The following is a 23,945-nucleotide window of genomic DNA, read 5'->3' on the forward strand; positions in this document are numbered from 1 at the left end:
TTGTAATATAAGAAAAGTAATATTGAGATAAACAGCAGGGAATAAGTGATTGGTGTAGCAATATATCATCACATTACTACACCAGAATGACATCCAACTAACATCAATAATTAAATATTATTTTTTGTCAGCAGCAATACGGTCACGGATGTTTTGTGCGCGCTCGCTTGATGGTGGGTGAGAATCAAACATACTTGTTTCACTGCTACCCATTTTCGCTAATTTTTCAAAACCAGTAACTAAACCTTCAGTTTTAACACCGCGTTTTTTCAGTAAATCGTAAGAAAAGTTATCTGCTTCACTTTCTTGGTGCTGAGAGAACTGTGAGTTAATCAGTTTTTCACCCAGTGCAGCAACTTGTGATGCGCTCAGTTGTTCTGCTACGCCACCCGCTGATGATGCAGCAGTACGTGCAGCAACCGTTGCATAAGCAACTTGCATAGCTTTACGTGTATGACCTAATGCAACGTGGCCCATTTCATGACCTAAAACACCTTCGACTTCATTGTCATTCATCACATCCATCAGGCCGCTGTATACACGTACACAACCATTCGCCATCGCCCATGCATTTACATCGCTAGTCATATAAACTTTATAGTTTACTGGGGTACCATCAACTTCGTTACCCAATGCTTTTGCGATTTTATCTAAACGTTTTGCATATTTGCTAGACGCTGGTGCGATTTTGTTTTGCGCATCCATTTCTTTACATGATTCATCACTGAATTTTTTAACGTCTGCATCACTCAGTGTTGCCGCTTGGAATAATTGCATACCTGAGTTAGTCAACATCCCTTGGTCTAAATTTTTACAACCCGTTAAAATGACAGCAGAAACAGCAACTGCCACAAGCGCTTTCATCTTCATAGAACATTTTCCTTTAGTATATAGGTATTATTTTTTAACAACGCTAAAGACTATGAATTTTGCGAAAAATAACAATAGGAATAAAGCCATAATTATCTAATATATGAATTTGATAACGTTTTGACTAAAATTGCAAAATGGGCAGAATATTATTCCAATAATAAGTACTATATAAGCTTCATACAAATAGTACTTAAATTTAGAGTGAAAAAATTCTAACTATTTAATAAATAACTCAATAATGCAAAAATCATTTTCTGTATTTTGCTCAATAGTAAATTGTAGATTCTCTCGATTTTCTTTGATTAGTAGAGTCTCGAATGGTTTTAAATAAAAGCAATCTGAATTAATAGTCACCCCCAAATTAGGGGTAATATTAAAAATTAAGATCTCACTTGCTCCACTGACCCAAGAGTTAATAAGCGCAGTATTCACCCATTGTAAGCGGGCTTGATATTTTTCAGGATTATAGATGACATTAAAATCACGAATTGCACCTTGGATAAGCTCCGCATAAACCTCACTTTCCCCATTAAAAGCAAAAAACTCTTTTTGCTTTAACGTCACCGCAGGGTTCTTATCCACATGTAAAATAAATCCTTCCCCTTCCAATACTCCAATAATACGTTGTCGATTTTGGAAAAACGAAAATGCTCCCGCCGCTTTAACATCTGCAATAGACACTCGCCAATCAAAATCATCTAAACCTTCACCATGACTGCGTGCCAATTCAAGTGTCGACCCTTGGCCATTTTTCCAAGGCATATTGCGATAATCTTGCGTCGTTAATATCTGAGTCATAAAGTGAACCCTACTTTGGTGGATACGTTATTTTTATAGTGAGCTTAGCTAATGGCTAGCCTAATCATAGATAAGCTATTTTTTAGATACTCTTAAACTGTAGCTTTAATCCGAGAGAATTAACGATTTTTATAATCGTCATAAATGTTGGATTTCCCTGTCCTGATAGCGCCTTATATAAACCTTCACGACTCATTCCAACTTCTTTAGCTAATTGGCTCATATTTCTTGCCTTCGCAATATCACCAAGTGCAGCGAGAACTAGACTAGGGTCACCTTCTTCTAGAATTTCGTTTAGATACATTTGTATTTCTTCTTCACTGTTTAAATACTCAGCGATATCAAATTCTTTTAATTTAGTATTCATAGTTCCCCCTCAACTTCACCAAAAAGAAGTTTAGCTTTATGGATATCCTTCTGCTGCGTTGCCTTTGTCCCACCACAAAGTAAAATTACAATAACATTGTTTTTCTGCTTTAGATAAACACGATACCCTTGTCCTTCATGTACCCTCAGTTCCGAAAAGCCATCACCAATGGGTTGAACATCACCATAATTTCCATTTTTTAACCGCCTAATTCTCATTAGAATTTTAGTTTTAGCTCGAATATCTCTAAGATTTTTGATCCAACTATCAAAACATTCCGTTGTTAGAACCGTGATCATAAGACTGCTCCTTGTCTTTATGTTTTTATCTTAGCAATCTTCGTTTAGTTGTCAACTATAGTTAACAACCATGAATAAAGGACTAGTTTAGAAACAAAAAAAAAGCCCCTAACAGGGGCTATAAAAGACAGGGATGGTGTCTATGGCAAGGAAAAACTTCACTTACTGCTACTTCACTACTTACTATGGAACTCAATATATGAAACTAACTAACTTGCATTACTACAGGCATTACTACAGGTACTAACAACTAAATTTACTGAAACTGCATCGCTTGAAATTCCGCCATTTTGTGTTGGTGAATATTTTCAAGCTCAGTTTTCTGCTCTGGCGTTAACAACTGGTACAATTCATGGTGAATTCGAGCCATTTCAACACGTTGTTCCAGTTCTTTTTGCATTCGCTTTTCAAGCTCTTCACGAACCGCTTTGTCATCAAAGCTATCCGCTATAATTAATTTGTGCAGCGCTTCACGTTCTTTAACTAAAGCAGTGTTATCAACATGATAATGGCGCTGTGTTGCCATTAAATCGCGTAATTGCTGGCGCTGTTTTTCATTTAACGTGATACCATTAAACATAAAGGTACTGGCACGTTCTTCACTGCTAAATAACTCATGATGTTGAAAGGGCACAACCGTATTGCCTGATGGCGCAGTTGGCTCAGACTGCATCTGTAACATCAAAGGTGTTGAACTTTCATTTGCAGCACTTTGTGGCTCTTCTGCAAAAGCAACCGCTGGCCCGAACACAAACGCAGAAGCTAAAACTAACATTGCGGTTTTATGTACTGTATTATGTACTTTGCTATGTGTTGTTCTCAGCATTTGACACCTTGTCTCCGAACTGTGCTCGTGATTCAATGTGAACAAATATACACCTGTGGCTGCAAACTAGCGTCAGAGCATGTAAAAGAACGTAAAGTCATGGAATCGTACAGATTGTTATCGTATTTTGGCAGTTGGAGGACTTAAAAAATGCATAAAATCCTATTAGTTGATGACGACCGTGAACTCACGTCGCTATTAAAAGAACTGCTGGAAATGGAAGGTTTCAATGTTGTCATCGCCTATGATGGTGAACAGGCATTACAGCAAATTGACTCATCCATTGACCTGTTACTACTTGATGTCATGATGCCGAAAAAAAATGGTATTGAGACATTAAAAGAACTGCGCCAAATCCATCAGACCCCCGTAATCATGTTAACGGCTCGCGGTAGTGAGCTAGATAAAGTTCTGGGCCTAGAATTAGGTGCAGACGACTATCTACCTAAACCGTTCAATGACCGTGAACTGGTCGCGCGTATTCGTGCTTTATTACGCCGCTCTAACTGGAGCGAGCAAACCCAAGGCGACAATAGCAATACCCCTGTTTTACAAGTTGATAAACTGCAACTTAACCCAGGCCGCCAAGAAGCCAGCTTTGATGATGAAATTTTGGACTTAACAGGTACCGAATTTACGTTGTTATATCTGCTCGCACAGCACCTAGGCCAAGTTGTTTCTCGTGAACACCTTAGCCAAGAAGTACTTGGGAAGCGCTTAACACCGTTTGACCGTGCTATTGATATGCATATTTCAAACTTACGCCGCAAACTTCCGGAACGCACTGATGGCCAGCCGTGGTTTAAAACCTTACGTGGCCGTGGATACTTAATGGTTTCTGCCACATGATCAACAGCTTAACCGCAAGGATCTTTGCGATCTTCTGGTTTACCCTCGCACTAGTATTAATGCTAGTGCTGATGGTGCCCAAACTCGACTCTCGGCAAATCACCGTCCTTATGGAAAGTGAACAACGCCAAGGGGAGATGCTTGAGCAGCATATTGAAGCCGAACTCGCACAAGCTCCGATGAATGACCTACTTTGGTGGCGGCGTATTTCTAACGCCATCAAAAAATGGGCACCTCCCGGCCAACGGTTGATTATCGTCACCAGTGAAGGCCGTGTGATTGGTGCTATGCCAAGTGAAATGCAGGTGATACGTAACTTTATTGGCCAGTCCGATAACGCAGATCACCCGAAAAAGAAAAAATATGGACGAGCTGAAATCCTCGGGCCATTCTCCATTCGCGATGGGGAAGACCACTACCAGCTATATTTAGTTCGCCCAGCAAGCAGCCCGCAATCTGACTTTATTAACTTATTGTTTGATAGGCCTTTCTTATTACTGATTGCCACAATGCTGATCAGTGCTCCGTTATTATTATGGCTATCTTGGAGTCTTGCCCGCCCTGCTCGTAAGTTAAAAATGGCGGCCGACGATGTGGCGAAAGGAAATTTACGGCCACACCCAGAGCTAGAAGCCGGCCCACAAGAGTTCTTGTCTGCTGGGAATAGCTTTAACCAGATGATCAGCGCCCTTGATGGTATGGTTAGCGCACAGCAACGCTTAATCTCTGATATTTCTCATGAATTACGAACTCCATTGACACGTTTGCAGTTAGCAACAGCCTTATTGCGCCGTCGCCATGGGGAAAGTAAAGAGTTAGAACGCATCGAAACCGAGACCCATCGCCTAGATAGCATGATTAACGATTTGCTGGTGCTATCTCGTAGCCAGCACAAAAACGAGATCTTGCGTGAAAATATCAAAGCCGATGAACTTTGGGGCGATATCTTAGATGATGCTAGCTTTGAAGCCGAGCAAATGAACAAAACCCTCGAGGTCACTTCTAACCCCGGACCTTGGCCGCTATATTGCAACCCTTCTGCTGTCGGGAGTGCTTTTGAAAATATTGTGCGTAACGCACTACGCTATTCGCACACGCATATTGCCGTTGATTTCAAAGAAGAAAATAACGGTATTTTAATCACTGTCGATGATGATGGCCCTGGTGTTAGCCCTGCTGACCGTGAGCACATTTTCCGTCCGTTCTACCGCACGGATGAAGCTCGGGACAGGGAGACGGGTGGGACTGGTTTAGGTCTTGCAATTGTTGAAACCGCGATAACACAACATAAAGGTTGGGTGAAGGCTGATGATAGCCCATTAGGTGGTTTAAGGTTACAAATCTGGCTACCTGAACACGGCCGGTAAATTAATTTTATTCATACAAATAAACCCCCTTATTTTCATTCTCAATATGGGGGTTTATTTTTTCAGTCAACTTATACCTATTAATAGGGAATAGTCCTATATTGCATCTAAAAACAACAACTCCCAAATACCTAACCAATATAAAACTCTATTTTGCTGTTTTTCACACGCAAAAAAAAGAATAATAGAAAAGAATTTTTGAAATTAGCAACGTACTAGCCTAGTAAAAAGTATATCGCTTTACATCTTAAGATGTTACTAATTCCTATACCTAACATATTAATCTGATATTCTGTTATTACTTAGTTAAAGTGTGATAGCTGAATTAATAGAAAGCACAGAAGCCCAACTCAATGCAAATTAAGATACTTATAATGTGGCGGATAATAATCATATTTTAACTCTATTTATAGGTTTTCATTTATTAACCTGTTCAATATTAGGCGAACTCAACTTCAAATGGATTTATCAATGAAAAATTTCAAGCTCACTAAGCTAGCAATACTTGCTGTGCTCGGAACCATCAGTGCACAAAGCATTGCAGGGGGATTAGTTCTACCAGATAACAACTTACGCAGTGACCTTGCTTGGCTTTCTGAACGTAACGTTATTCAAATTAGCTTATCCACTTGGCCACTGTCCCAAGAAGAAATCACGCGTTCTTTAAATAATGCAAATATTACTAATAGCGAACAAGAAGCCATTATTCAGCGCATTAAAAAGAACCTTGACCGTAAGAAAAACAGTGTTCAACTAGAAACTCACCTTGCATCTAGCCACAACTCAATGCCACAAGGCTTTGCTCAAAGTGAATATAGTGATATTCGCTATACCGTTTCAGGTAACTACAGCACTGACGATGTAGACTTAAACCTCACCGCGAATGGCGAACGTGCTTTACGTGTTGAAAATGGTTCTGATTACAACCTCAATGGTTCATATGGTGGTGTAAAAATTTGGAACCAGTGGGTAACTTTTGGTGAGATCCCACAATGGTGGGGCCCCGGTCACGACGGTAGCTTAATTCGTACTGATGCCGCACGCCCTATGACCGGTTTCTTAATTCAGCGTGCAGACCAAAGCCCATTTGAAACACCATGGCTTTCTTGGATTGGTTCATGGCAATATCAGTTAACAGCTGCACAATTCAAACAGTATGACCCCAAAAATACTAAACTGATTGGCCTGCGCATGACCATGAACCCAACTGATTTCTTCGAACTCGGTGGTTCACGCGTGGTCATGTGGGGAGGCGATGGCCGCCCTAATAACTGGGATTCCTTCTGGGATGCCATGGGCGGGAAAGATAATACAGGCGACAAAAACAAAGACCCAGGTAACCAGTTAGCCGGTTTAGATTTCAAACTAAAACTTTACCCATTAGTCGACCTACCTGTCAGCTTATATGGCCAAATGGTCGGTGAAGACGAAGCTAACCTCTTCCCATCGAAAAACGCCTTTATGGGTGGTATCGAAGGCTACCACACCTTATGGGGCCAGCCACTAAATTGGTATATTGAAGGCGCGAACACCCACACAGAGTGGAATAAAGATAACGTCATGTATCGCCACTTTATCTATACTGAGGGCTACTATCAGCAAGGTGCATCACTAGGCCACGCAATGGGCGGTGACGGGCGCATGCTCACGACCAAAGTGGAATACACTCTCGATGATGACAACCGTGTTAGCACCCGCCTCATGTATGCGAAAGTGAATAAATCTAACTTTGATGGCAACAAGTTATTCCCTAAATCAGAAACCATCAAAGGTGTTGATTTCGGTTGGTGGCATAACTTTGACTATGACATCAGCACTGACGCGAAGGTTTGGGTATCTAAAACTGATTACGAAACACGCAATGACTTAGGTGCAGCCGTTACAGTAAACGTGCCGTTTAAGTGGTAATTGGCACACATTGAGTATATTTAATCGAAAACGGGTTATGTTTTGGCATAATCCGTTTTTTTATCCAAAAAAAATTGTCATCCTAGTCAAAAATATATTACACATATAATTTCTACCGATAGCCAAGTGAATTAATATAATCAATTAAGCATTTTATTAATCTATTACTACTCTAAATTAGGATAAATATGGAGATATAAGCATCTCGTTTTTATTAAACCCACACTAAAAGCAATGATATACAAGGAATAACTTAACTTAAATATATAATCACATACAAGGCGTAAGAATAGGATTATAACCTGATAATTTAAAATAATTTATTGTATTGCTACTCCCCTTAGGACTATTCCCTAACACTATCACGGTGATAGTCAGTAACTAGCTTTAATGGTATTATTAAGCGCTTTTTACTTGACCAAATAAATGCTGAGGCATACCCTTTGGCAGTCAAAAAACAATAAGCTATGCTTATCAATTGAACAAGTTAGCAAAAAATGCAATGTTTTCAATTAATAAGTATGCATTTACAAATTCAATGGTGCTCTGGGACCCGACAACCCAGTGCGGTAGCTATGGGTTTTCATATCCCATATTATTAGAGACGATATATGATGTTAAAAAAAGGTATAAAAAAACCATTAAAAAATATTTATTACTCTTTATTACTAATCATTAATTCACTATATGATTATAATAAATTTAGAAAACATTATGCTAAAGATAATAAAAAAAACAAAAATAAAAAACAATTAGAAGCTTGGATTTTGCAAGATAAACACCGTATAGAAAAAGCATTCACACTACCAAACCCAAGACCATCTTTTGGGAAGGATGCATTAACAAGATTAATACATAATACAGTTGAATATGAATCAAAATTTGCAAAAGATGAAGTTTACTATATTTCACTTGGCGCCATAAAAGCATATAAAAAATTTCACACTGACAATGATTATGAGCTTCCGATTTTCTACAAAAATCTATTAAAATTGATTAACTTAAACGATCTAAACGATCCAAAAACAGAAATTAGTGGCTACTATAAATATCAAGAAAGTGATAAAGAAATCGTTAGTTTAGAAAGTCTAATGCGGTCTAGGCATAGTTTTCGCAATTTTTCCGATAAAAAAATAAATGATGAAATACTAAAAGAAATAGTTTCACTATCAATAACAGCTCCATCAGTTTGTAACCGGCAGCATTGGCGAATACACTTTTTTGAAGGCGAGAAAAAATTACAAATATTAAGCTTACAGAACGGGAACACTGGCTTTACTGATAATATCCCAATGATAGCAGTAATCTCTAGTGAACTCAGCGCATTTTATACACCAGGCGAACGAAATCAGCCATACACAGATGGAGGAATTTTCGCAATGAACCTAATGTATGCAATAGAGGCAAAAGGTTTAAAAAGCTGCCCTTTGAATTGGTGTAATTCATTTAAAGATGAAAAAAAACTACATAAACTCGGATATATTCCAAATTCTGAGGCTGTAATTGTCATCATTGCTCTTGGTCATCCTGCAAGTAATAGTGTATTAGCTAAATCACCGCGTTTAGATACTAGTAACTTTTATAAAAGACACTAATTATAGTTTACAATTCACTTAGAGTTACAATAATTAAGACTGTATTTATCTATTTTTACTAAAAATCAATAATTTACAATTTAATGTCTAAAATTAAAAACAATAATACAATTATTAAAAATACAGTATTCTTATATGTACGAATGCTGTTCATGATAGTAATAACACTTTATACATCAAGAATAGTTTTAGATGTTCTAGGTGTAACTGACTTTGGTATTTATACCGTTGTAGCTAGCGTTGTAACAATGTTAGGTTTCATAAGTAGCGCGATGATCTCTGCTACACAACGGTTTTTGTCTTTTGAAATAGGTAGAAATGATAAAGTAGAATTATCAAATACTTTCGTCATGAGCGTTAATATAAATATACTAATAACAATTATAGCATTAATCATAATTGAAACTATTGGCCTATGGTTTATTCATTTTGAATTAAATATTCCAAAAGATAAACTACCCTCAGCTTTATGGGCTTTTCAATGTGCTATGATTTCATTTTGCTTCAGTGTCATAAGCATCCCTTATAGTTCGAATATAATAGCACATGAAAAATTGAATGTTTATGCAATAATAAGCATTATCGATGTCACCTTAAAATTAGTAATATTATTTTTTATTAATGAAGAACAGCCAAATAAGCTTAAAGTATATTCTAGCTTGATGTGTTTAGTTGCCTTTCTTACATCGATGACTTATATTTTTTATAATAAATTTACCTTTTCCATTACAAAATATAGACTGTATTGGAATACTAATTTATTCAAGAAACTATTTTCATATACTGGATGGAATTTTTTTGGAGCACTCGCTGGAGTATGTACAAATCAATTTTCTAATGTGTTAATTAACATTTTCTTTGGCCCTACAGTTAACGCAGCTAAAGCCATATCTTCGCAAGTAAATAGCGCTATATATGGTTTTGTAACCGCAATACAGCTATCCATGAGCCCTCAAATAGTAAAATCATATTCTATAAATGATCGAAATAGAACAAAAGAGCTTATTTCTACTGGATCAAAATTATCTTATTATTTTATTTTTTTTATTTCCTCTCCAATGATATTTAGAATGGACTACATTCTAAATATATGGCTTTTATCGGTGCCTAATTATACAACTATATTTTGCCAATTAATCATTATTGAATCTTTAATTATAAGCTTATCAAATTCATTGATGTCTGCATGTAATGCAACTGGGAAAATAAAATTATATCAAATTATTATTGGAAGCATTACACTCTTGAATATACCAATTTCATTTTATATTCTAAAAAAATCTCCTTCACCCGAGATGGTTTTTATAGTTAGTATAGTTTTATCTATAATCTGCTTAATTGCGAGGATTATAATATTGAATAAAATAGATAGATATATAATATCTGGATTTATTAAAATTGTGATTCTTCCCGTTAGTCTTGTTTCGTTCTTTTCATTATCCATTATTTATTTAATAAATAAATTTTTATCTGAAGGATTTCCTCAATTCACTTTGTATATTTTCTTATCTTTATTAAGCATATCTTTTTTTATTTGGTTCATTGGATTAACAAAAAAAGAAAAAGATTTTTTCTCTTCGTTTATAAAAAAAAAATTCACCCATAACTTAACTTAACTTAACTTAACTTAACTATTAAGATATATAAAATGACAAAAATAAAAATAGGAATATTAAACTTTCAATATTCAGACCATAATTATGGTGCAGTTCTACAAGCCTCTGCTTTAGAGTCTGTTGTTAATGGTTTAGGCTATAACGCACAACATATAGATTATATTCCTTATGACAAAAATCAAATAAAAAATAAAATAAAATATGGTTTTCTAGGACATATAATCAAATTTTTCTTGGGTAAGTCTAACCTTTTCTCGTACACAATGAACAATAATGTATTTGAAGAATTTAGGCAAAAATGGATAACTAGAACAACTGATGTCTACCTAAACTCATCTGACTTAACAAAAATTGCTTCGAATTATGCTGGACTAATTGTAGGAAGTGACCAAGTCTGGCGCTATAGCATGTTTTTCAGTGAACATGACTATCATGCTTATTTTTTACAGTTCGCTTCTGACTCAACAATTAAGATTTCATATGCGGCTAGCTTTGGGGTTGACCATTGGGAAAAAAACGATGACCCAATAATTACAAATTCTATTAAAAGTTACCTATCTAAGTTTGATGCAATTTCAGTCAGAGAAGATTCTGGTGTAAAAATTTGTAATGATATTTTTTCGGTTAATTCTACTCATGTATTAGATTCTACTCTTTTGGCAGGAAAAGAGTTCTTTGATAAAATCATCTCTAGTTCTAGTATAGCTTCATCTAACAATCAAAGAAAACCAACAATTGTATACTATAAATTAGATATAACTAAAGACTTTAAAAATAAACTAAAGAAAATCAGTAACACTTTGAATATTCAAACAAAAAATATTTATTACTCCGAAGGAATATTCTATAATAAATATATAAATGTAACCTCATGGTTAGAACAAATTAAGAATAGCACTCTGGTAATAACCGATTCATTTCACTGCGTTTGCTTTTCAATAATTTTCAACAAAAATTTTGTTTGTATAAAAAACAAAAATAGGGGTGAGTCTAGATTATTTAGTTTACTTGGTTCTTTAGGCTTAACAGATAGATTTATAACAGAAGATGAATTAGATACTTGTCTTGAAAACATTCAAGATATAGATTATACAAAAATTAATACTATTATTGAAGAGCAGAGAAAAAATTCATTAACTTTCCTTATAAATGCACTATCTAAAACTAATGCTATAAGGTAACTATACTCAAATGATATATATATTTATTTTATTATTTGGTAGTTATTATTTATATATTCTTGATAGAAGTAAAATAGTATACAATATACTATCACTACTACCACTTTTTTTAATATATTTTTTGACTTCTGCAATTCAAGATGGTGTTGGAACCGATTATCATACTTATATAAACATTTATAATCACTCCTTCTTGAATGATAGATACTTAGATAGTTATGAATTTATTTTTTATTACGCAGTGAGATTTTTCAACTTTCTAAATCTACCTAGCCAATCTCTATTTTTTTTCTTTTCATTTATTCAGGCGTTGCCTTTATTTATTTATTTTTCGATACTCAGAAACAAGTTTAATTTTAAAGTGTATATTATATTCTTCTTATTTATGTCTGTTACTGGAATATATATAAATCAACTTAATGGAATTAGACAATACGCTGCCCTACTACTATTCCCTTTAATATCTTACTTATGTTTTAATAAACAAAATTTCAAAAGTGTATTTTTACTAATAATTTCGATTAGCTTACATCAGAGCGCATTTATATTTTTAATAATATATCCTCTGACTTACATATATAGAAAATTAAATATACCTTTATTTTTTATATTTTTAATTACCATACCTATATATATTTTTGGTTCAAAAATAGCATTTTACATAGTTCAATTATTAGACTTAAAATACTCCATATACTTCGAAAGTAAGCATGCTGAACCACAAGATATTTTAAATATTTTAACGCGATTATATTACCTTCCTTTGATTATCTATTTTTTCTATATCTATCGTAAAAACAAGACAAAAGATTACTTTGATTTCACCATTTTTCTATTTAGCGTTTTTTATTTTTCATTTATTATGGGATATGATTTTGGATTACTTTCTAGAATAGCATCTTATTTTTGGTTTTTTATTATCTTTCCAATTTACTTTATAATTAACAAGTCAATGGTTAAAGGGAACTATAATAACTTTATGTTATCAATTATTTATGTACTCATTCCTTTTATATTAAAAACCACTCTATTTGCCAGAGCGGAATATTCATATCAAAGTATACTTTTCAACTAGAAACAAATAAGTTAAGGAAACTATGAAATTAGACATGATTTATTCAACCTTTGGCGATCGTATCTATTCATTGATAGATACATTACCAGAGCAGCATGATAATGTTAAAATAATTATTATTCATCAAACTAACAATATATCATTTAATAATATTACTGAAAAATTTCACAATCGAAATGACATTAAATATATCGATATAAAATCCATCGGTGTAGCCAAAAGTAGAAATAAAGGCATTGACGTTTCATCAGGTGATATAATTTTATTCTGCGATGATGACGTTATATACAATAAGAATATTTATACTTTAATTACTCAGCAATATACACAAAACCCACAAACTGACTTCATTACATTTCAATATAGTTTCTTAGGTCATACCGAGCCGGCACCAAAGTTTAAAAAAATTATTTTCTCACACAATTATAGAACAATATTAAGTATTGGTACTATTGAAATAACTTGTAGGCGAGAAGCTTTGTTAAAAAATAAAATTTATTTCCCAGAGGATATGGGAGCAGGTACCAAATATTTTCTATGCGATGAACCAGTATTTTTATCGAACTTTATAAAGAACAATTTAAATGGTATTTCTGTACCTAAAATCATTGGCTCTCATCCCGTTACATGCAGTGGAGATATATTCAATGACCGTAATGCATTCATCTCAAGAAGAATATGTTTCAACCGTATCTTTGGTAAGTTTCTAGGACCCATCCTATATCTTGTTTTTATATTTAAAAACATAAAAAAATTCAATTCAGTTAAATCATTTATGACATCTTTGAGTATAATTAGATTTAATGGTAATTAATACTACTAAGTAGATTTATATTAATAGCATATAAAAGAGTAAACAATGAAAATCGCATTTATTACAGGAATAACTGGCCAAGATGGCTCTTATCTCGCAGAATTTCTTTTAGAAAAAGGCTATGAAGTTCACGGTTTAATTCGTAGAGCCTCTTCTTTCAATACGGAAAGAATTGACTCTGTCGTTAATAATAATGATAAAATTAAATTACACTATGGTGATTTAACTGACACTTCAAACCTAATCCGTTTAGTAAAAGAAATCCAACCAGATGAGATTTATAACTTAGGCGCAATGTCACATGTGGCTGTCTCTTTTGAATCTCCTGAATATACTGCTGATGTCGATGCTATCGGGACATTACGTTTATTAGAAGCGATCCGTATTAACGGCCTAGAAAAGAAAACTCGCTTTTACCAAGCATCAACATCAGAACTGTATGGAGAAGTTCAAGAAATACCACAGAAAGAAACCACACCTTTCCATCCTCGCTCACCATACGCTGTCGCGAAAATGTATGCTTACTGGATCACCGTAAATTACCGTGAATCATATGGCATGTATGCATGTAATGGTACTTTATTTAACCACGAGTCCCCTCGTCGTGGCGAAACTTTCGTCACTCGCAAAATAACTCGTACCATTGCTAATATTTCACAAGGCTTAGAACAGTGTTTATATCTGGGTAATATGGATGCGCTACGTGACTGGGGTCATGCTAAAGATTATATTCGTATGCAATGGATGATGTTACAACAAGATCACGCTGATGATTTCGTTATCGCGACAGGGAAACAAATTTCAGTACGCGAATTTGTACGAATGTCTGCTAAAGAAGCTGGGATTGAACTGTCATTTAGTGGTAATGGCGTAGATGAAATAGCTACCGTAACCAGTGTAGATAATACACTAGCACCAAGTGTAAATATTGGCGATATTATCGTTCGTGTTAGCCCTAAATTCTTCCGTCCGGCTGAAGTTGAAACCCTTTTAGGCGATCCTTCAAAAGCAAAAGAAAAATTAGGTTGGGTACCAGAAATCACAGTGGAAGAAATGTGCTCTGAAATGGTTGCATCCGATATAGAAAAAGCAAAACAACATGCTTTACTTAAAGCAAACGGTTTTGATGTTGCTATTTCTTTAGAGAATTAAGGATCACTACGTGAAAAAAAGAGTATTTGTTGCTGGCCATAATGGCATGGTTGGCTCAGCAATAATTAGACAATTACAAAACCGTCCCGATATTGAGCTAATCACAAAATCACGTCACGGATTAGATCTCACAAGCCAAGTAGCTGTTGATAATTTCTTTGCCCAAAATAAAATTGATGAAGTCTATTTAGCCGCTGCTAAAGTGGGTGGTATTCATGCGAATAATACTTATCCCGCCGATTTTATTTATGAGAATTTAATTATGGAATGTAATATTATCCATTCAGCTCATAAATATAATGTTCAACACTTACTATTTTTAGGCTCATCTTGTATTTATCCAAAGTTAGCAACACAACCGATGTCTGAAAGTGCATTATTAACTGGTGTTCTTGAGTCAACAAATGAACCTTATGCAATTGCAAAAATTGCTGGTATCAAACTTTGCGAATCGTATAATCGACAATATGGTCGTGATTACCGCAGTGTTATGCCAACCAACTTATACGGTGAAAATGATAATTTTCACGCGGAAAATTCACATGTTATTCCTGCATTAATGCGCCGTTTTCATGAAGCGAAACTAAATAATGATAAAGAAGTCACTGTTTGGGGAACCGGTACGCCCATGCGCGAATTTCTTTATGTCGATGATATGGCTGCCGCGTCAGTCTACGTTATGGAACTAAATAAAGAAACATACCAGGCAAACACTCAACCAATGTTATCCCATATTAATGTTGGCACAGGTATTGATTGTACTATTCGTGAAATGGCTGAAACTATGGCCAGAGTTGTTGGTTTCAAGGGGAATGTTGTTTTTGACAGTACTAAGCCTGATGGTACGCCAAGAAAGTTAATGGATGTCTCTCGTCTACAAAGGCTAGGTTGGACATATTCGGTCGAGCTTGAAAATGGGTTAAATAAAACCTATCAATGGTTCCTACATAATCAACATAACTTTCGTAAATAGTGGATTAAATAACTATGGCGCAGCGATTGGCATTAGATACGTTTAAAACTATCGTTGCATCTACCCCTTTAGTTTCTATTGATCTGGTCATTTGTAACTCAAAAAACCAAGCATTATTAGGGCTCCGAAATAATCGACCCGCTCAAGGTTATTGGTTTGTACCAGGAGGGCGTATTTGCAAGGATGAAACATTTGATATCGCTTTTCAGCGTTTAACATTTGAAGAACTTGGCTTCGACTACAATATAAATAATGCTACATTTATTGGTCATTACCAACATCTCTATCAGGATAATTTTTCAGAGGATAATTTCTCTACTCATTATGTTGTCTTGGGATATTTAATAGAAAAAGATATCGACCTCAATAAGTTACCACTAGAACAACATAAAAACTATCAGTGGTGGAATATTGATGAGCTCCTTAACTCTCCAAAAGTTCACGATAATACAAAAGCCTATTTTATCAATAACCATTTAAATTTACGGTAAATTATTATGTTATTGCCTGTTATTATGGCGGGAGGCTCAGGTAGCCGTTTATGGCCTCTTTCCCGTAGCCTATACCCAAAACAGTTTATTAGCTTAACAAGTAAGAAAACTATGTTACAAGAAACTGTCGTACGGTTAAAAACACTACAACACCAACCTCCAGTATTTATCTGTAACGAAGAACATCGTTTTATTGTTGCAGAACAATTAAGACAGGAAAACTTTAAACATAGTGGAATAATATTAGAACCTATTGGCCGCAACACAGCACCCGCTATAGCACTAGCAGCCATTCGAGCAATACAAGCAGGTGATGACCCTCTACTCTTAGTTCTCGCGGCAGACCATGTAATTCAAGATAATGAATCATTTGCTGAAGTAATAGAGCAAGCCGTAGAAGCTGCAGAACAAGGAAATCTTATTACATTTGGAATTATTCCTACTAGTCCAGAGACTGGTTATGGGTATATTAAAAAAGGTGATTACGTAAACAATCATACTTTCACTGTTGAACGCTTTGTCGAAAAGCCAGATTTAACTACGGCCGAAAGTTACCTCACAAGTAAAAAATACCTCTGGAATAGTGGTATGTTTTTATTTAAAGCATCTTGTTACCTTAATGAACTAGAAAAACATTGTCCTGAAATTTTTAAAATATGTGAGCAAGCAATTCTTAATTCAAAAAATGATTTAGATTTCATTCGTATACAGCCTGATATTTTTAGTTCATGCCCTGATAATTCAATAGATTACGCCGTTATGGAAAAGGCCAGCAACGTTCAAGTTGTTCCTATGGATGCAGGCTGGAGTGATGTTGGTTCCTTCAGTTCACTTTGGGAAGTTTCCCCTAAAGATGCAAAATCTAATGTAATTATTGGTGATGTTCTAACTGAAAGCACAACGAATAGTTATATTTACTCTCAAAACAAACTTGTCTCAACTGTAGGTATTGACAATTTAGTTATTGTGGAAACAAAAGATGCAGTTTTAGTTGCTAATAAAAATAATGTACAAGATGTAAAAAGTATTGTTAGCCAACTAAAAAATGCTGGTCGCCCTGAATGTGAGCAACATCGAGAAGCCTATCGCCCATGGGGGACACATGATGATATTGCAGAAGGCCAACGCTTTCATGTCAAACACCTAAAAGTAAAACCTGGTGAAAAAACAGCATTACAATTACATTATCATCGTGCTGAACATTGGGTTGTTGTACAAGGAACAGCAAAAGTTACTAACGGTGATAAAAGCTTTATTTTAAGTGAAAATGAATCCACTTATATTCCTATTGGAGCTCAACATCGAATTGAAAATCCTGGTAAAATTGATTTACATTTGATAGAAGTTCGGTCAGGTAATTATTTACAAGAAGATGATATTATTAGGCTAGAAGAATATGGCGGAAATAAATAATGAAAGTTTCTATTATTACCGCTACATATAATAGCAGCAACACCATAATTGACACATTGAAATCCCTTGAGAATCAATCATACCTCGATATTGAATACATTATTATTGATGGAGCATCAAAAGATAACACTCTGGATATAATAAAAAAACACAGTACAAAAGTTTCTAAAATCATATCCGAGCCAGATAAGGGAATATATGATGCTCTAAATAAAGGTATTGAAAACTCTACAGGTGATATTATTGGCTTTCTTCATTCTGATGATATTTTTGCATATCCAAATGCTATTGAAGATTTAGTTAGTATCTTAATTAACGAGCAGTCGCAGGCCATTTATGCGGATTTGGAATATGTTTCAAAAGAAAATACATCTAATGTCGTTAGGCGATGGGTCTCTGGTAATTATAAACATTCAAATCTTAAAAAAGGCTGGATGCCACCACATCCAACCTTTTTTATGAAAAGAAGTCTCTATAAAAAATATGGTAATTTCGACCTTAACTTTAAAATATCTGCTGATTATGACTCGTTATTACGCTATTTATGGTTACATAATATTTCCGTCTCTTATTTACCAAAAGTAGTGACTAAAATGCGAGTCGGTGGTGAAAGTAATCGTAGTTTTTTAAATATATTAAAAAAGACTAAAGAAGACATTTTAGTACTTAAAAAAAATAATATCTTTTGGATATACCCTTTGCTCATGAAAAATTTATCCAAATTACCTCAATTTATTAAGAAATAATGAATATGCTATCTAGTCTAGATATAATCAAAACCTCAGGTATACTATTTGGTACAAGTGGAGCCCGCGGTTTAGTAACTCAATTTAAGAATGAGTCCTGTGCCGCCTTTACTCATGCTTTTATTAATAGCATCAAAGATAAATTCGATTTTAGCCAAATGGCCATTGGTATAGATAACCGTCCAAGTAGTGAATTTATTGCTACTGCTTGTATCAAAGCAATAAAACAGTTGGGAATAGAACCTCTATACTATGGTGTGATTCCAACACCGGCCCTTGCATATACTGCAATGAAAAATAATACTCCTTGTATTATGGTAACCGGTAGCCATATTCCTTTTAATAGGAACGGACTAAAATTTTATCGTCCTGACGGAGAAATCACTAAAATTGATGAGATGGCGATTTTAAATAATAACTCGCAATTTGAAATACCAGATGTTACCCCACAGACCTTATCAATAAATACCTTAGCAACTGAAGAATATATCAACCGTTATTTATCTATTTTTGATAAAAATTTATTAGCTGGCAAGCGTATTGGTATTTATGAGCATTCTAGTGCGGGTCGTGATATATATCCAACTTTATTCAGAAAGCTTGGTGCTGAAGTTATTTCTCTCGAACGCAGTGACCAGTTTGTTCCAATTGATACTGAAGCTGTATCTGAAGAGGACAAGATAAAAGCAAGAAATTGGTCAAAATCATACAGACTTGATGCTATTTTTTCTACTGATGGAGATGGCGATCGCCCACTTGTTGCTGATGAAAACGGCGAATGGTTACGCGGGGATATATTAGGTTTGTTATGTGCATTAGAGATGAATATTGAAGCGCTAGCAATCCCTGTTAGTTGCAATACTATCATTGCATCCCATAAAGATTTTAAATGTGTAAAACAAACTAAAATTGGTTCTCCTTATGTTATTGAAGCATTTTCTGATTTAGCAAAAAATTATAAGAAAATAGCGGGTTTTGAAGCTAATGGAGGCTTCCTTTTAGGGTCTAATATTGAAATTAACGGTAAACAATTATCTGCACTACCAACCCGAGATGCCATATTACCCTTCTTAATGTTGTTATCTGCTGCAAAAGAGAAAGGAATTGCTGAATTAGTCAATTCATTGCCACAGCGTGTAACCTTTAGAGATAGAATACAAAACTTCGCAACAGAAAAAAGTAAAGCTATTCTCGAAAAAGCAAAAGATAGCCCGCAACATTTATTACAATACTTAGGTTTTTGTGACGAAAGTTTGCTCGATTCAAATACCATTGATGGTTTAAGAATGACATTATCAAATGGCAATATTATTCATCTAAGGCCGTCTGGTAACGCTCCTGAGCTAAGATGTTATGCAGAAGCTAATGACTATCAGACAGCACAGTCCATTGTGCGACAAACACTAAAAAACATTCAAACTTTCTCTGAAATTTAACTTATCCACTTTCTTCTACTGATCACTTTAGTAGTTATCATTTCGGTAAACTGTATTATAACTATCACATTTTTACCAAATTACGAGCATCAATATAAACTGCTCCCATTTGTAATAATATGTATAAGTGGGAATGATGACTAACATCATCAGTAAGCGGTTAATGAACCACACATACTAAACAAACTCGTCATTTGCCATAGTAGCTTTTTCATTGGAGGGACTATGGAACAACAAAGTAAACGAGAATACTGGGCTGCAATTCTAGAGCAGCAACGACAAAGTAATTTAGGCATTAAGCAGTTTTGCTCGGAGCAAAACATAAGCTATCAGACTTTTCACTATTGGTCGAAAAAGCTCACGCAATCCGAGCCTGAAACCAGGGTTCAACCTATCGTGGTGACAGAGCCTACCGTGAGCACAAGTTGTGTTGTGTTAATTCTCAATAATGGCATTCGAGCAGAACTGCCGGCAACGCTTAGCTCGCAACAAATTAAGACTTGGTTTGAAGCGCTACAATGATACCAACAGGTAAGGTTTTCCTCATCTCTGGAGTCACGGACATGCGTAAGTCCATTGATGGACTATCGTTGATTGTCGCGGAGACTCTTGAGATGGATCCGTTTAGTGAGTCTTGGTTCATTTTCTGCAATCGTACTCGAGATAAATTGAAAATCTTGTTTTGGGATACTAATGGCTTCTGGCTGTACTATCGTCGCTTAGAAAAAGGGACCTTCAAGTGGCCAAGACCCAGTGAGGACGGAGCCATTCATATTACTAAGCAACAACTGGGTTGGCTTCTTTCGGGGTTAACGCTCGAACATGCCAAAGCTCATCGTCCACTTCATAATCTAGAAGTGTGACCGCTGATACTGATCGTCACGTTGGGCTTGAACGATCCTTTTTTGCTGTCATACTTAAGTCATTGAGATGACCAGAGCCCAGACATGACCGACCTCCCTGATGATATCGACCAGCTAAAAGCTATGCTGCTTGAGCTTCACCAACAGAACGAAGCAAAAGATAAACTCCTTGAGGCAAAGCAAGAGGAGGTTGCCGAGCTCAAAACCAAAATTGAGTTGTTGATTGAACAGCTCAATTTAAGTAAGTCAAAGCGCTTCTCATCACAAAGTGAAAAAATACCCAAAGGTACGTTTAACGAAGCGGAGCAACAAAAGAGTACGGCTAAATCCGACGACGACAAGAAAAAAACAGGCCGTAAGCCTTTTCCAAAAGAGCTCGAGCGTGAAGTTCATAAACATGAACTCAATGCCCCTTATTGCGACTGCTGCGACGAGCCTTTACATCAATGTGGTGTTGAAACTTCTGAAGAGCTGAAAATCATCCCACAGAAGGTTAGTGTTATACGTCACGAGCGAACCAAGTACGCTTGCCGGCAGTGTGAAAAAACACAGACTGAAACAAAGATTATCACAGCCCCAAAACCCGCAAGTATGATCCCTAAAAGCCTAGGGAGTGCAGATGCATTCGCCGCTGTAGTCACAGCAAAATACGTTGATGCTCTGCCACTCTATCGCCAAGTGGATATTCTCAATCGCTCTGGTATAGATATTAGTCGCGCTACACTGGCCAACTGGTGCGTTCAGTTAGGAAGCAAAGTGCAAGTCATTATTGATGCAATGAAAAGTGAGTTATTGAAAGAAAAGCTCATCTGCACGGACGAAACCACTGTTCAAGTATTACGTGAAGAAGATAAGAAAGCACAATCTAAGTCATATATGTGGGTCTATCGTAGCGGTGAGTTCGTCAATAACCCAGTGGTTATCTACGACTATCAAGCCAGCCGCAGAGCAGAGTGCGTACAAGACTTTTTAGGTGGTTACTCTGGTTACTTGCTATCGGATGGCTACAGTGCATACGATAAACTTGAGGACGTGACTCAAGCTGCTTGCATGGCGCATGTACGCAGAAAGTTCACTGATGCTCAAAAAGCTTCACCATCAAAAAAAGCGGGCAAGCCAGAAAAAGCACTGAACTTTATTAGCAAACTATACGGTCTTGAAAAGAAAGCCAAAGGGCTTGATGCAAAATCTCGACACCAACTACGACAAGAAGAAGCCAAACCTATTTTAGATGAGTTCAAGCAATGGCTTGACAGTCAAAACGTTCTCCCTAAAGGATTACTTGGCAAAGCCATCACTTATACGCAAAACCAGTGGCCTAAGCTGCTTACCTACCTTGAAGACGGCGATATAAGTATCGACAACAATGTGACCGAACGAGATATAAGGCCGTTCACGACAGGTCGCAAAAATTGGATGTTCTCAACTTCGGTAGGCGGAGCAAAGGCGAGTGCAAACTTGTATAGCCTCGTGATGACTTGCCGCGCTAATGACATGAACCCTTATTATTACTTCCAACACCTGTTTACCGAGTTACCAAAACGAAGTCCGAAAGATAATGTGTCGGATCTCATGCCATGGAACGTAGAAATCAGTGAGGTTGAGTAAAGCTTTACTGGTTCATTAAGCGCTTACCATCATCACTTATACCTTATCTAATCATTTTTTATCATAGGATGTTACCGTGTTTAGGAAGCCTTTCCCACTTACACTATTAACAATTAGTATATTACTTACAGGCTGCACCGTCACCCCCGGTGCCTATATGTCAACCTCAGGCAAAAATGTGGTTGATACGGGTGACCGTGATATTAGCAAATTGGTTGATATCTACCCAATTTCGCCAAAATTGTTGGATGATATGTACACTGCACCTACCATTGCTAAACCCAATGCACAGTTAGAAAAGCAACTGACTCACTATGAATACCGCGTGGGTGCAGGTGACGTACTAACCATTACGGTTTGGGACCACCCAGAGCTCACTATCCCTGCGGGTTCATACCGTAGTGCGCAGGACTCAGGTAACTGGGTTCATTCTGACGGCACTATCTACTACCCGTATATTGGTAAAGTCAAAGTGATCGGTAAAACGGTCACTGAAATCCGTACCCTGATCAGCAACCGTTTAGCCACCTATATCGAATCCCCACAAGTGGATGTGAGTATTGCTGCCTTCCGTTCGCAAAAAATGTATGTATCTGGTGAAGTTGCCAAACCGGGTACGCTGCCTATCACTAACGTTCCACTCACTATCTTAGAAGCCTTTAATAATGCCGGTGGCTTAACCGAGAAAGCCGATTGGGATAATGTCGTGCTTACCCGTAATGGCAAAGAAATCAAAGTGTCATTACAAGATTTGGTTCAGTATGGGGATTTAACCCAAAACTACCTGATGCTACCGGGTGATGTACTATATGTGCCACGTAATGATAGCCAAAAAGTGTTTGTCATGGGTGAAGTGGGTCAACCAACAACACTTACCATTGACCGTGCTGGTATGAGCATTACTGAAGCCCTAAGCAAAGCGAGCGGGATAGACCAAAACACAGCCAATGCGACGGGGGTATTCGTTATCCGCCCAATTAAAAACCAGCCCGCGGAAGACAAAGAGCTTGATGCTCTGTTACCGAAAAAAATGGCCGCGGTTTATCAGCTAGACTTATCGGATGCCACCTCACTCGTGATGGGAACTGAATTTAAACTGCAGCCCTATGACTTAGTCTATGTTACCGCAGCCCCTGTGGTACGTTGGAACCGTCTAATCACTCAGTTATTACCAACTATCGCTTCATATAATCAGTTAACCGAAGGTACCAAGCGTATTCACGACTGGTAATCGATATGTTTAATAATATTCTTGTTGTTTGTATGGGAAATATCTGCCGCTCTCCTACGGGGGAGCGTTTATTACAACAGCATTTTCCCGAAAGAACTGTTCACTCAGCGGGCATTATTGCCAAAAATGACATGCCCGCTTATGACAGTGCCATCCGGATTGCCGAGCAACATCAGGTTTCCCTTGAAAACCATCAATCACGTCGGTTAACTAGCGAAATATGCCATAAAGCAGACTTAATCCTAGTGATGGAAAACGATCATATTGCTAAAATCCACCAACAGTTTCCTGAAACACGCGGTAAAGTGATGTTATTTGGGCAATGGATTAATAAAGCCGAAATCCCTGACCCTCATAAACGCAGCGATGAAATGTTTGAACATGTTTACCAGTTGATGGAAAAAGCCGCAATTGCTTGGCAAGGCAAAATTTAATTTTATTTATTGGATGACTTAACATTTAAC

24 protein-coding genes are annotated in these 23,945 nt (G+C 36.3%); 19 read left to right on the forward strand and 5 right to left on the reverse strand.

Translation table 11 applies throughout. The annotated features are described in order from the left end of the window. Positions 1–117 precede the first annotated feature (117 nt). The 5 genes from FVA72_RS21070 to FVA72_RS21090 form a co-directional block, all read right to left on the reverse strand. Positions 118–870 carry a M48 family metallopeptidase gene (locus FVA72_RS21070; RefSeq protein ID WP_004265231.1) on the reverse strand — a complete coding sequence of 251 codons (753 nt, stop codon included), beginning with the start codon at positions 868–870 and terminating at the stop codon, positions 118–120. A gap of 219 nt (positions 871–1,089) precedes the next feature. Further along, positions 1,090–1,671, reverse strand: a complete 582-nt coding sequence (locus FVA72_RS21075; protein ID WP_094961882.1) for a HutD/Ves family protein — start codon at positions 1,669–1,671, stop codon at positions 1,090–1,092. An 82-nt stretch (positions 1,672–1,753) separates the two neighbouring features. Continuing rightward, complete coding sequence (locus tag FVA72_RS21080) at positions 1,754–2,038, reverse strand: addiction module antidote protein (protein WP_004265229.1); 285 nt, start codon at positions 2,036–2,038, stop codon at positions 1,754–1,756. Next, a complete protein-coding gene (locus FVA72_RS21085) occupies positions 2,035–2,337 on the reverse strand; it encodes a type II toxin-antitoxin system RelE/ParE family toxin (protein ID WP_096863599.1) in 303 nt (100 codons plus the stop codon). Before FVA72_RS21085 ends, FVA72_RS21080 begins: the two co-directional genes overlap by 4 nt. Before the next feature lie 256 nt (positions 2,338–2,593). Next, positions 2,594–3,163: a Spy/CpxP family protein refolding chaperone gene (locus FVA72_RS21090; protein ID WP_110592812.1), complete on the reverse strand. Its 570-nt coding sequence runs from the start codon at positions 3,161–3,163 to the stop codon at positions 2,594–2,596. 150 nt (positions 3,164–3,313) lie between these two features. Here FVA72_RS21090 and cpxR point away from each other — a divergent pair, with 150 nt between their 5' ends. The 19 genes from cpxR to FVA72_RS21185 all read left to right on the forward strand — a co-directional run bounded on the left by cpxR (position 3,314) and on the right by FVA72_RS21185 (position 23,915). Continuing rightward, complete coding sequence (gene cpxR / locus FVA72_RS21095; protein WP_004265224.1) at positions 3,314–4,012, forward strand: envelope stress response regulator transcription factor CpxR; 699 nt, start codon at positions 3,314–3,316, stop codon at positions 4,010–4,012. Beyond that, positions 4,009–5,379 carry an envelope stress sensor histidine kinase CpxA gene (cpxA, locus tag FVA72_RS21100; protein ID WP_004265222.1) on the forward strand — a complete coding sequence of 457 codons (1,371 nt, stop codon included), beginning with the start codon at positions 4,009–4,011 and terminating at the stop codon, positions 5,377–5,379. The genes cpxR and cpxA overlap by 4 nt, the downstream gene beginning before the upstream one ends. Before the next feature lie 471 nt (positions 5,380–5,850). After that, the gene (locus FVA72_RS21105; RefSeq protein ID WP_110592811.1) at positions 5,851–7,287 is read left to right on the forward strand and encodes a capsule assembly Wzi family protein; all 1,437 of its coding nucleotides are present in this window, start codon (positions 5,851–5,853) and stop codon (positions 7,285–7,287) included. Between the two features lie 611 nt (positions 7,288–7,898). Then, positions 7,899–8,882 carry a nitroreductase family protein gene (locus FVA72_RS21110; RefSeq protein WP_110592810.1) on the forward strand — a complete coding sequence of 328 codons (984 nt, stop codon included), beginning with the start codon at positions 7,899–7,901 and terminating at the stop codon, positions 8,880–8,882. Positions 8,883–9,034: 152 nt separating this feature from the next. After that, positions 9,035–10,498, forward strand: coding sequence for a lipopolysaccharide biosynthesis protein (locus FVA72_RS21115; protein ID WP_137019342.1), 1,464 nt, complete (start codon positions 9,035–9,037; stop codon positions 10,496–10,498). A gap of 32 nt (positions 10,499–10,530) precedes the next feature. After that, positions 10,531–11,679: a polysaccharide pyruvyl transferase family protein gene (locus tag FVA72_RS21120; protein ID WP_110592808.1), complete on the forward strand. Its 1,149-nt coding sequence runs from the start codon at positions 10,531–10,533 to the stop codon at positions 11,677–11,679. A gap of 10 nt (positions 11,680–11,689) precedes the next feature. Then, complete coding sequence (locus FVA72_RS22275; RefSeq protein ID WP_110592807.1) at positions 11,690–12,754, forward strand: EpsG family protein; 1,065 nt, start codon at positions 11,690–11,692, stop codon at positions 12,752–12,754. A 34-nt stretch (positions 12,755–12,788) separates the two neighbouring features. Continuing rightward, a complete protein-coding gene (locus FVA72_RS21130; protein WP_165119773.1) occupies positions 12,789–13,568 on the forward strand; it encodes a glycosyltransferase in 780 nt (259 codons plus the stop codon). Positions 13,569–13,613: 45 nt separating this feature from the next. Beyond that, positions 13,614–14,720, forward strand: a complete 1,107-nt coding sequence (gene gmd, locus FVA72_RS21135; RefSeq protein ID WP_110592805.1) for a GDP-mannose 4,6-dehydratase — start codon at positions 13,614–13,616, stop codon at positions 14,718–14,720. Between the two features lie 10 nt (positions 14,721–14,730). Next, the gene (gene fcl / locus FVA72_RS21140; protein WP_110592804.1) at positions 14,731–15,693 is read left to right on the forward strand and encodes a GDP-L-fucose synthase; all 963 of its coding nucleotides are present in this window, start codon (positions 14,731–14,733) and stop codon (positions 15,691–15,693) included. A 14-nt stretch (positions 15,694–15,707) separates the two neighbouring features. Further along, the gene (locus FVA72_RS21145) at positions 15,708–16,184 is read left to right on the forward strand and encodes a GDP-mannose mannosyl hydrolase (RefSeq protein WP_110592803.1); all 477 of its coding nucleotides are present in this window, start codon (positions 15,708–15,710) and stop codon (positions 16,182–16,184) included. Between the two features lie 6 nt (positions 16,185–16,190). Further along, entirely contained in the window at positions 16,191–17,597 is a 1,407-nt protein-coding gene (locus FVA72_RS21150) for a mannose-1-phosphate guanylyltransferase/mannose-6-phosphate isomerase (protein WP_110592802.1), read from the forward strand. Continuing rightward, positions 17,597–18,343 (forward strand): glycosyltransferase family 2 protein, encoded by a 747-nt coding sequence (locus FVA72_RS21155; RefSeq protein ID WP_110592801.1) that lies wholly within the window; start codon positions 17,597–17,599, stop codon positions 18,341–18,343. Before FVA72_RS21150 ends, FVA72_RS21155 begins: the two co-directional genes overlap by 1 nt. Positions 18,344–18,348: 5 nt before the next feature. After that, positions 18,349–19,779, forward strand: a complete 1,431-nt coding sequence (locus FVA72_RS21160) for a phosphomannomutase (protein WP_272662975.1) — start codon at positions 18,349–18,351, stop codon at positions 19,777–19,779. Between the two features lie 225 nt (positions 19,780–20,004). Then, positions 20,005–20,301, forward strand: coding sequence for an IS66 family insertion sequence element accessory protein TnpA (gene tnpA, locus FVA72_RS22160; RefSeq protein ID WP_008914069.1), 297 nt, complete (start codon positions 20,005–20,007; stop codon positions 20,299–20,301). After that, positions 20,298–20,642: an IS66 family insertion sequence element accessory protein TnpB gene (tnpB, locus tag FVA72_RS21170; RefSeq protein ID WP_034167512.1), complete on the forward strand. Its 345-nt coding sequence runs from the start codon at positions 20,298–20,300 to the stop codon at positions 20,640–20,642. The genes tnpA and tnpB overlap by 4 nt, the downstream gene beginning before the upstream one ends. An 84-nt stretch (positions 20,643–20,726) precedes the next feature. Continuing rightward, the gene (tnpC, locus tag FVA72_RS21175; protein WP_137018908.1) at positions 20,727–22,250 is read left to right on the forward strand and encodes an IS66 family transposase; all 1,524 of its coding nucleotides are present in this window, start codon (positions 20,727–20,729) and stop codon (positions 22,248–22,250) included. Positions 22,251–22,326: 76 nt separating this feature from the next. Beyond that, positions 22,327–23,481, forward strand: a complete 1,155-nt coding sequence (locus tag FVA72_RS21180) for a polysaccharide export protein (RefSeq protein ID WP_110592799.1) — start codon at positions 22,327–22,329, stop codon at positions 23,479–23,481. 5 nt (positions 23,482–23,486) lie between these two features. Then, on the forward strand, positions 23,487–23,915 hold the full coding sequence (locus tag FVA72_RS21185) for a protein tyrosine phosphatase (protein ID WP_110592798.1): 429 nt from the start codon (positions 23,487–23,489) through the stop codon (positions 23,913–23,915). Positions 23,916–23,945: the final 30 nt, after the last annotated feature.

Origin of the sequence: Providencia sp. PROV061 (genome assembly GCF_011045655.1) — a bacterium.
GTDB classification, from domain to species: domain Bacteria; phylum Pseudomonadota; class Gammaproteobacteria; order Enterobacterales; family Enterobacteriaceae; genus Providencia; species Providencia hangzhouensis.

What these genes read in the sequence shown, in the direction of transcription:
- FVA72_RS21080 (WP_004265229.1), bottom strand. Translation starts at nt 2,038, where the DNA reads ATGAATACTAAATTAAAAGAATTTGATATCGCTGAGTATTTAAACAGT.
- cpxR (WP_004265224.1), top strand. Translation starts at nt 3,314, where the DNA reads ATGCATAAAATCCTATTAGTTGATGACGACCGTGAACTCACGTCGCTA.
- FVA72_RS21120 (WP_110592808.1), top strand. Translation starts at nt 10,531, where the DNA reads ATGACAAAAATAAAAATAGGAATATTAAACTTTCAATATTCAGACCAT.
- FVA72_RS22275 (WP_110592807.1), top strand. Translation starts at nt 11,690, where the DNA reads ATGATATATATATTTATTTTATTATTTGGTAGTTATTATTTATATATT.
- FVA72_RS21185 (WP_110592798.1), top strand. Translation starts at nt 23,487, where the DNA reads ATGTTTAATAATATTCTTGTTGTTTGTATGGGAAATATCTGCCGCTCT.
- tnpC (WP_137018908.1), top strand. Translation starts at nt 20,727, where the DNA reads ATGACCGACCTCCCTGATGATATCGACCAGCTAAAAGCTATGCTGCTT.
- FVA72_RS21105 (WP_110592811.1), top strand. Translation starts at nt 5,851, where the DNA reads ATGAAAAATTTCAAGCTCACTAAGCTAGCAATACTTGCTGTGCTCGGA.
- FVA72_RS21110 (WP_110592810.1), top strand. Translation starts at nt 7,899, where the DNA reads ATGATGTTAAAAAAAGGTATAAAAAAACCATTAAAAAATATTTATTAC.
- FVA72_RS21085 (WP_096863599.1), bottom strand. Translation starts at nt 2,337, where the DNA reads ATGATCACGGTTCTAACAACGGAATGTTTTGATAGTTGGATCAAAAAT.
- FVA72_RS21150 (WP_110592802.1), top strand. Translation starts at nt 16,191, where the DNA reads ATGTTATTGCCTGTTATTATGGCGGGAGGCTCAGGTAGCCGTTTATGG.
- FVA72_RS21155 (WP_110592801.1), top strand. Translation starts at nt 17,597, where the DNA reads ATGAAAGTTTCTATTATTACCGCTACATATAATAGCAGCAACACCATA.
- cpxA (WP_004265222.1), top strand. Translation starts at nt 4,009, where the DNA reads ATGATCAACAGCTTAACCGCAAGGATCTTTGCGATCTTCTGGTTTACC.
- tnpB (WP_034167512.1), top strand. Translation starts at nt 20,298, where the DNA reads ATGATACCAACAGGTAAGGTTTTCCTCATCTCTGGAGTCACGGACATG.
- FVA72_RS21145 (WP_110592803.1), top strand. Translation starts at nt 15,708, where the DNA reads ATGGCGCAGCGATTGGCATTAGATACGTTTAAAACTATCGTTGCATCT.
- tnpA (WP_008914069.1), top strand. Translation starts at nt 20,005, where the DNA reads ATGGAACAACAAAGTAAACGAGAATACTGGGCTGCAATTCTAGAGCAG.
- FVA72_RS21115 (WP_137019342.1), top strand. Translation starts at nt 9,035, where the DNA reads ATGATAGTAATAACACTTTATACATCAAGAATAGTTTTAGATGTTCTA.
- gmd (WP_110592805.1), top strand. Translation starts at nt 13,614, where the DNA reads ATGAAAATCGCATTTATTACAGGAATAACTGGCCAAGATGGCTCTTAT.
- FVA72_RS21070 (WP_004265231.1), bottom strand. Translation starts at nt 870, where the DNA reads ATGAAGATGAAAGCGCTTGTGGCAGTTGCTGTTTCTGCTGTCATTTTA.
- FVA72_RS21075 (WP_094961882.1), bottom strand. Translation starts at nt 1,671, where the DNA reads ATGACTCAGATATTAACGACGCAAGATTATCGCAATATGCCTTGGAAA.
- FVA72_RS21090 (WP_110592812.1), bottom strand. Translation starts at nt 3,163, where the DNA reads ATGCTGAGAACAACACATAGCAAAGTACATAATACAGTACATAAAACC.
- FVA72_RS21130 (WP_165119773.1), top strand. Translation starts at nt 12,789, where the DNA reads ATGATTTATTCAACCTTTGGCGATCGTATCTATTCATTGATAGATACA.
- FVA72_RS21160 (WP_272662975.1), top strand. Translation starts at nt 18,349, where the DNA reads ATGCTATCTAGTCTAGATATAATCAAAACCTCAGGTATACTATTTGGT.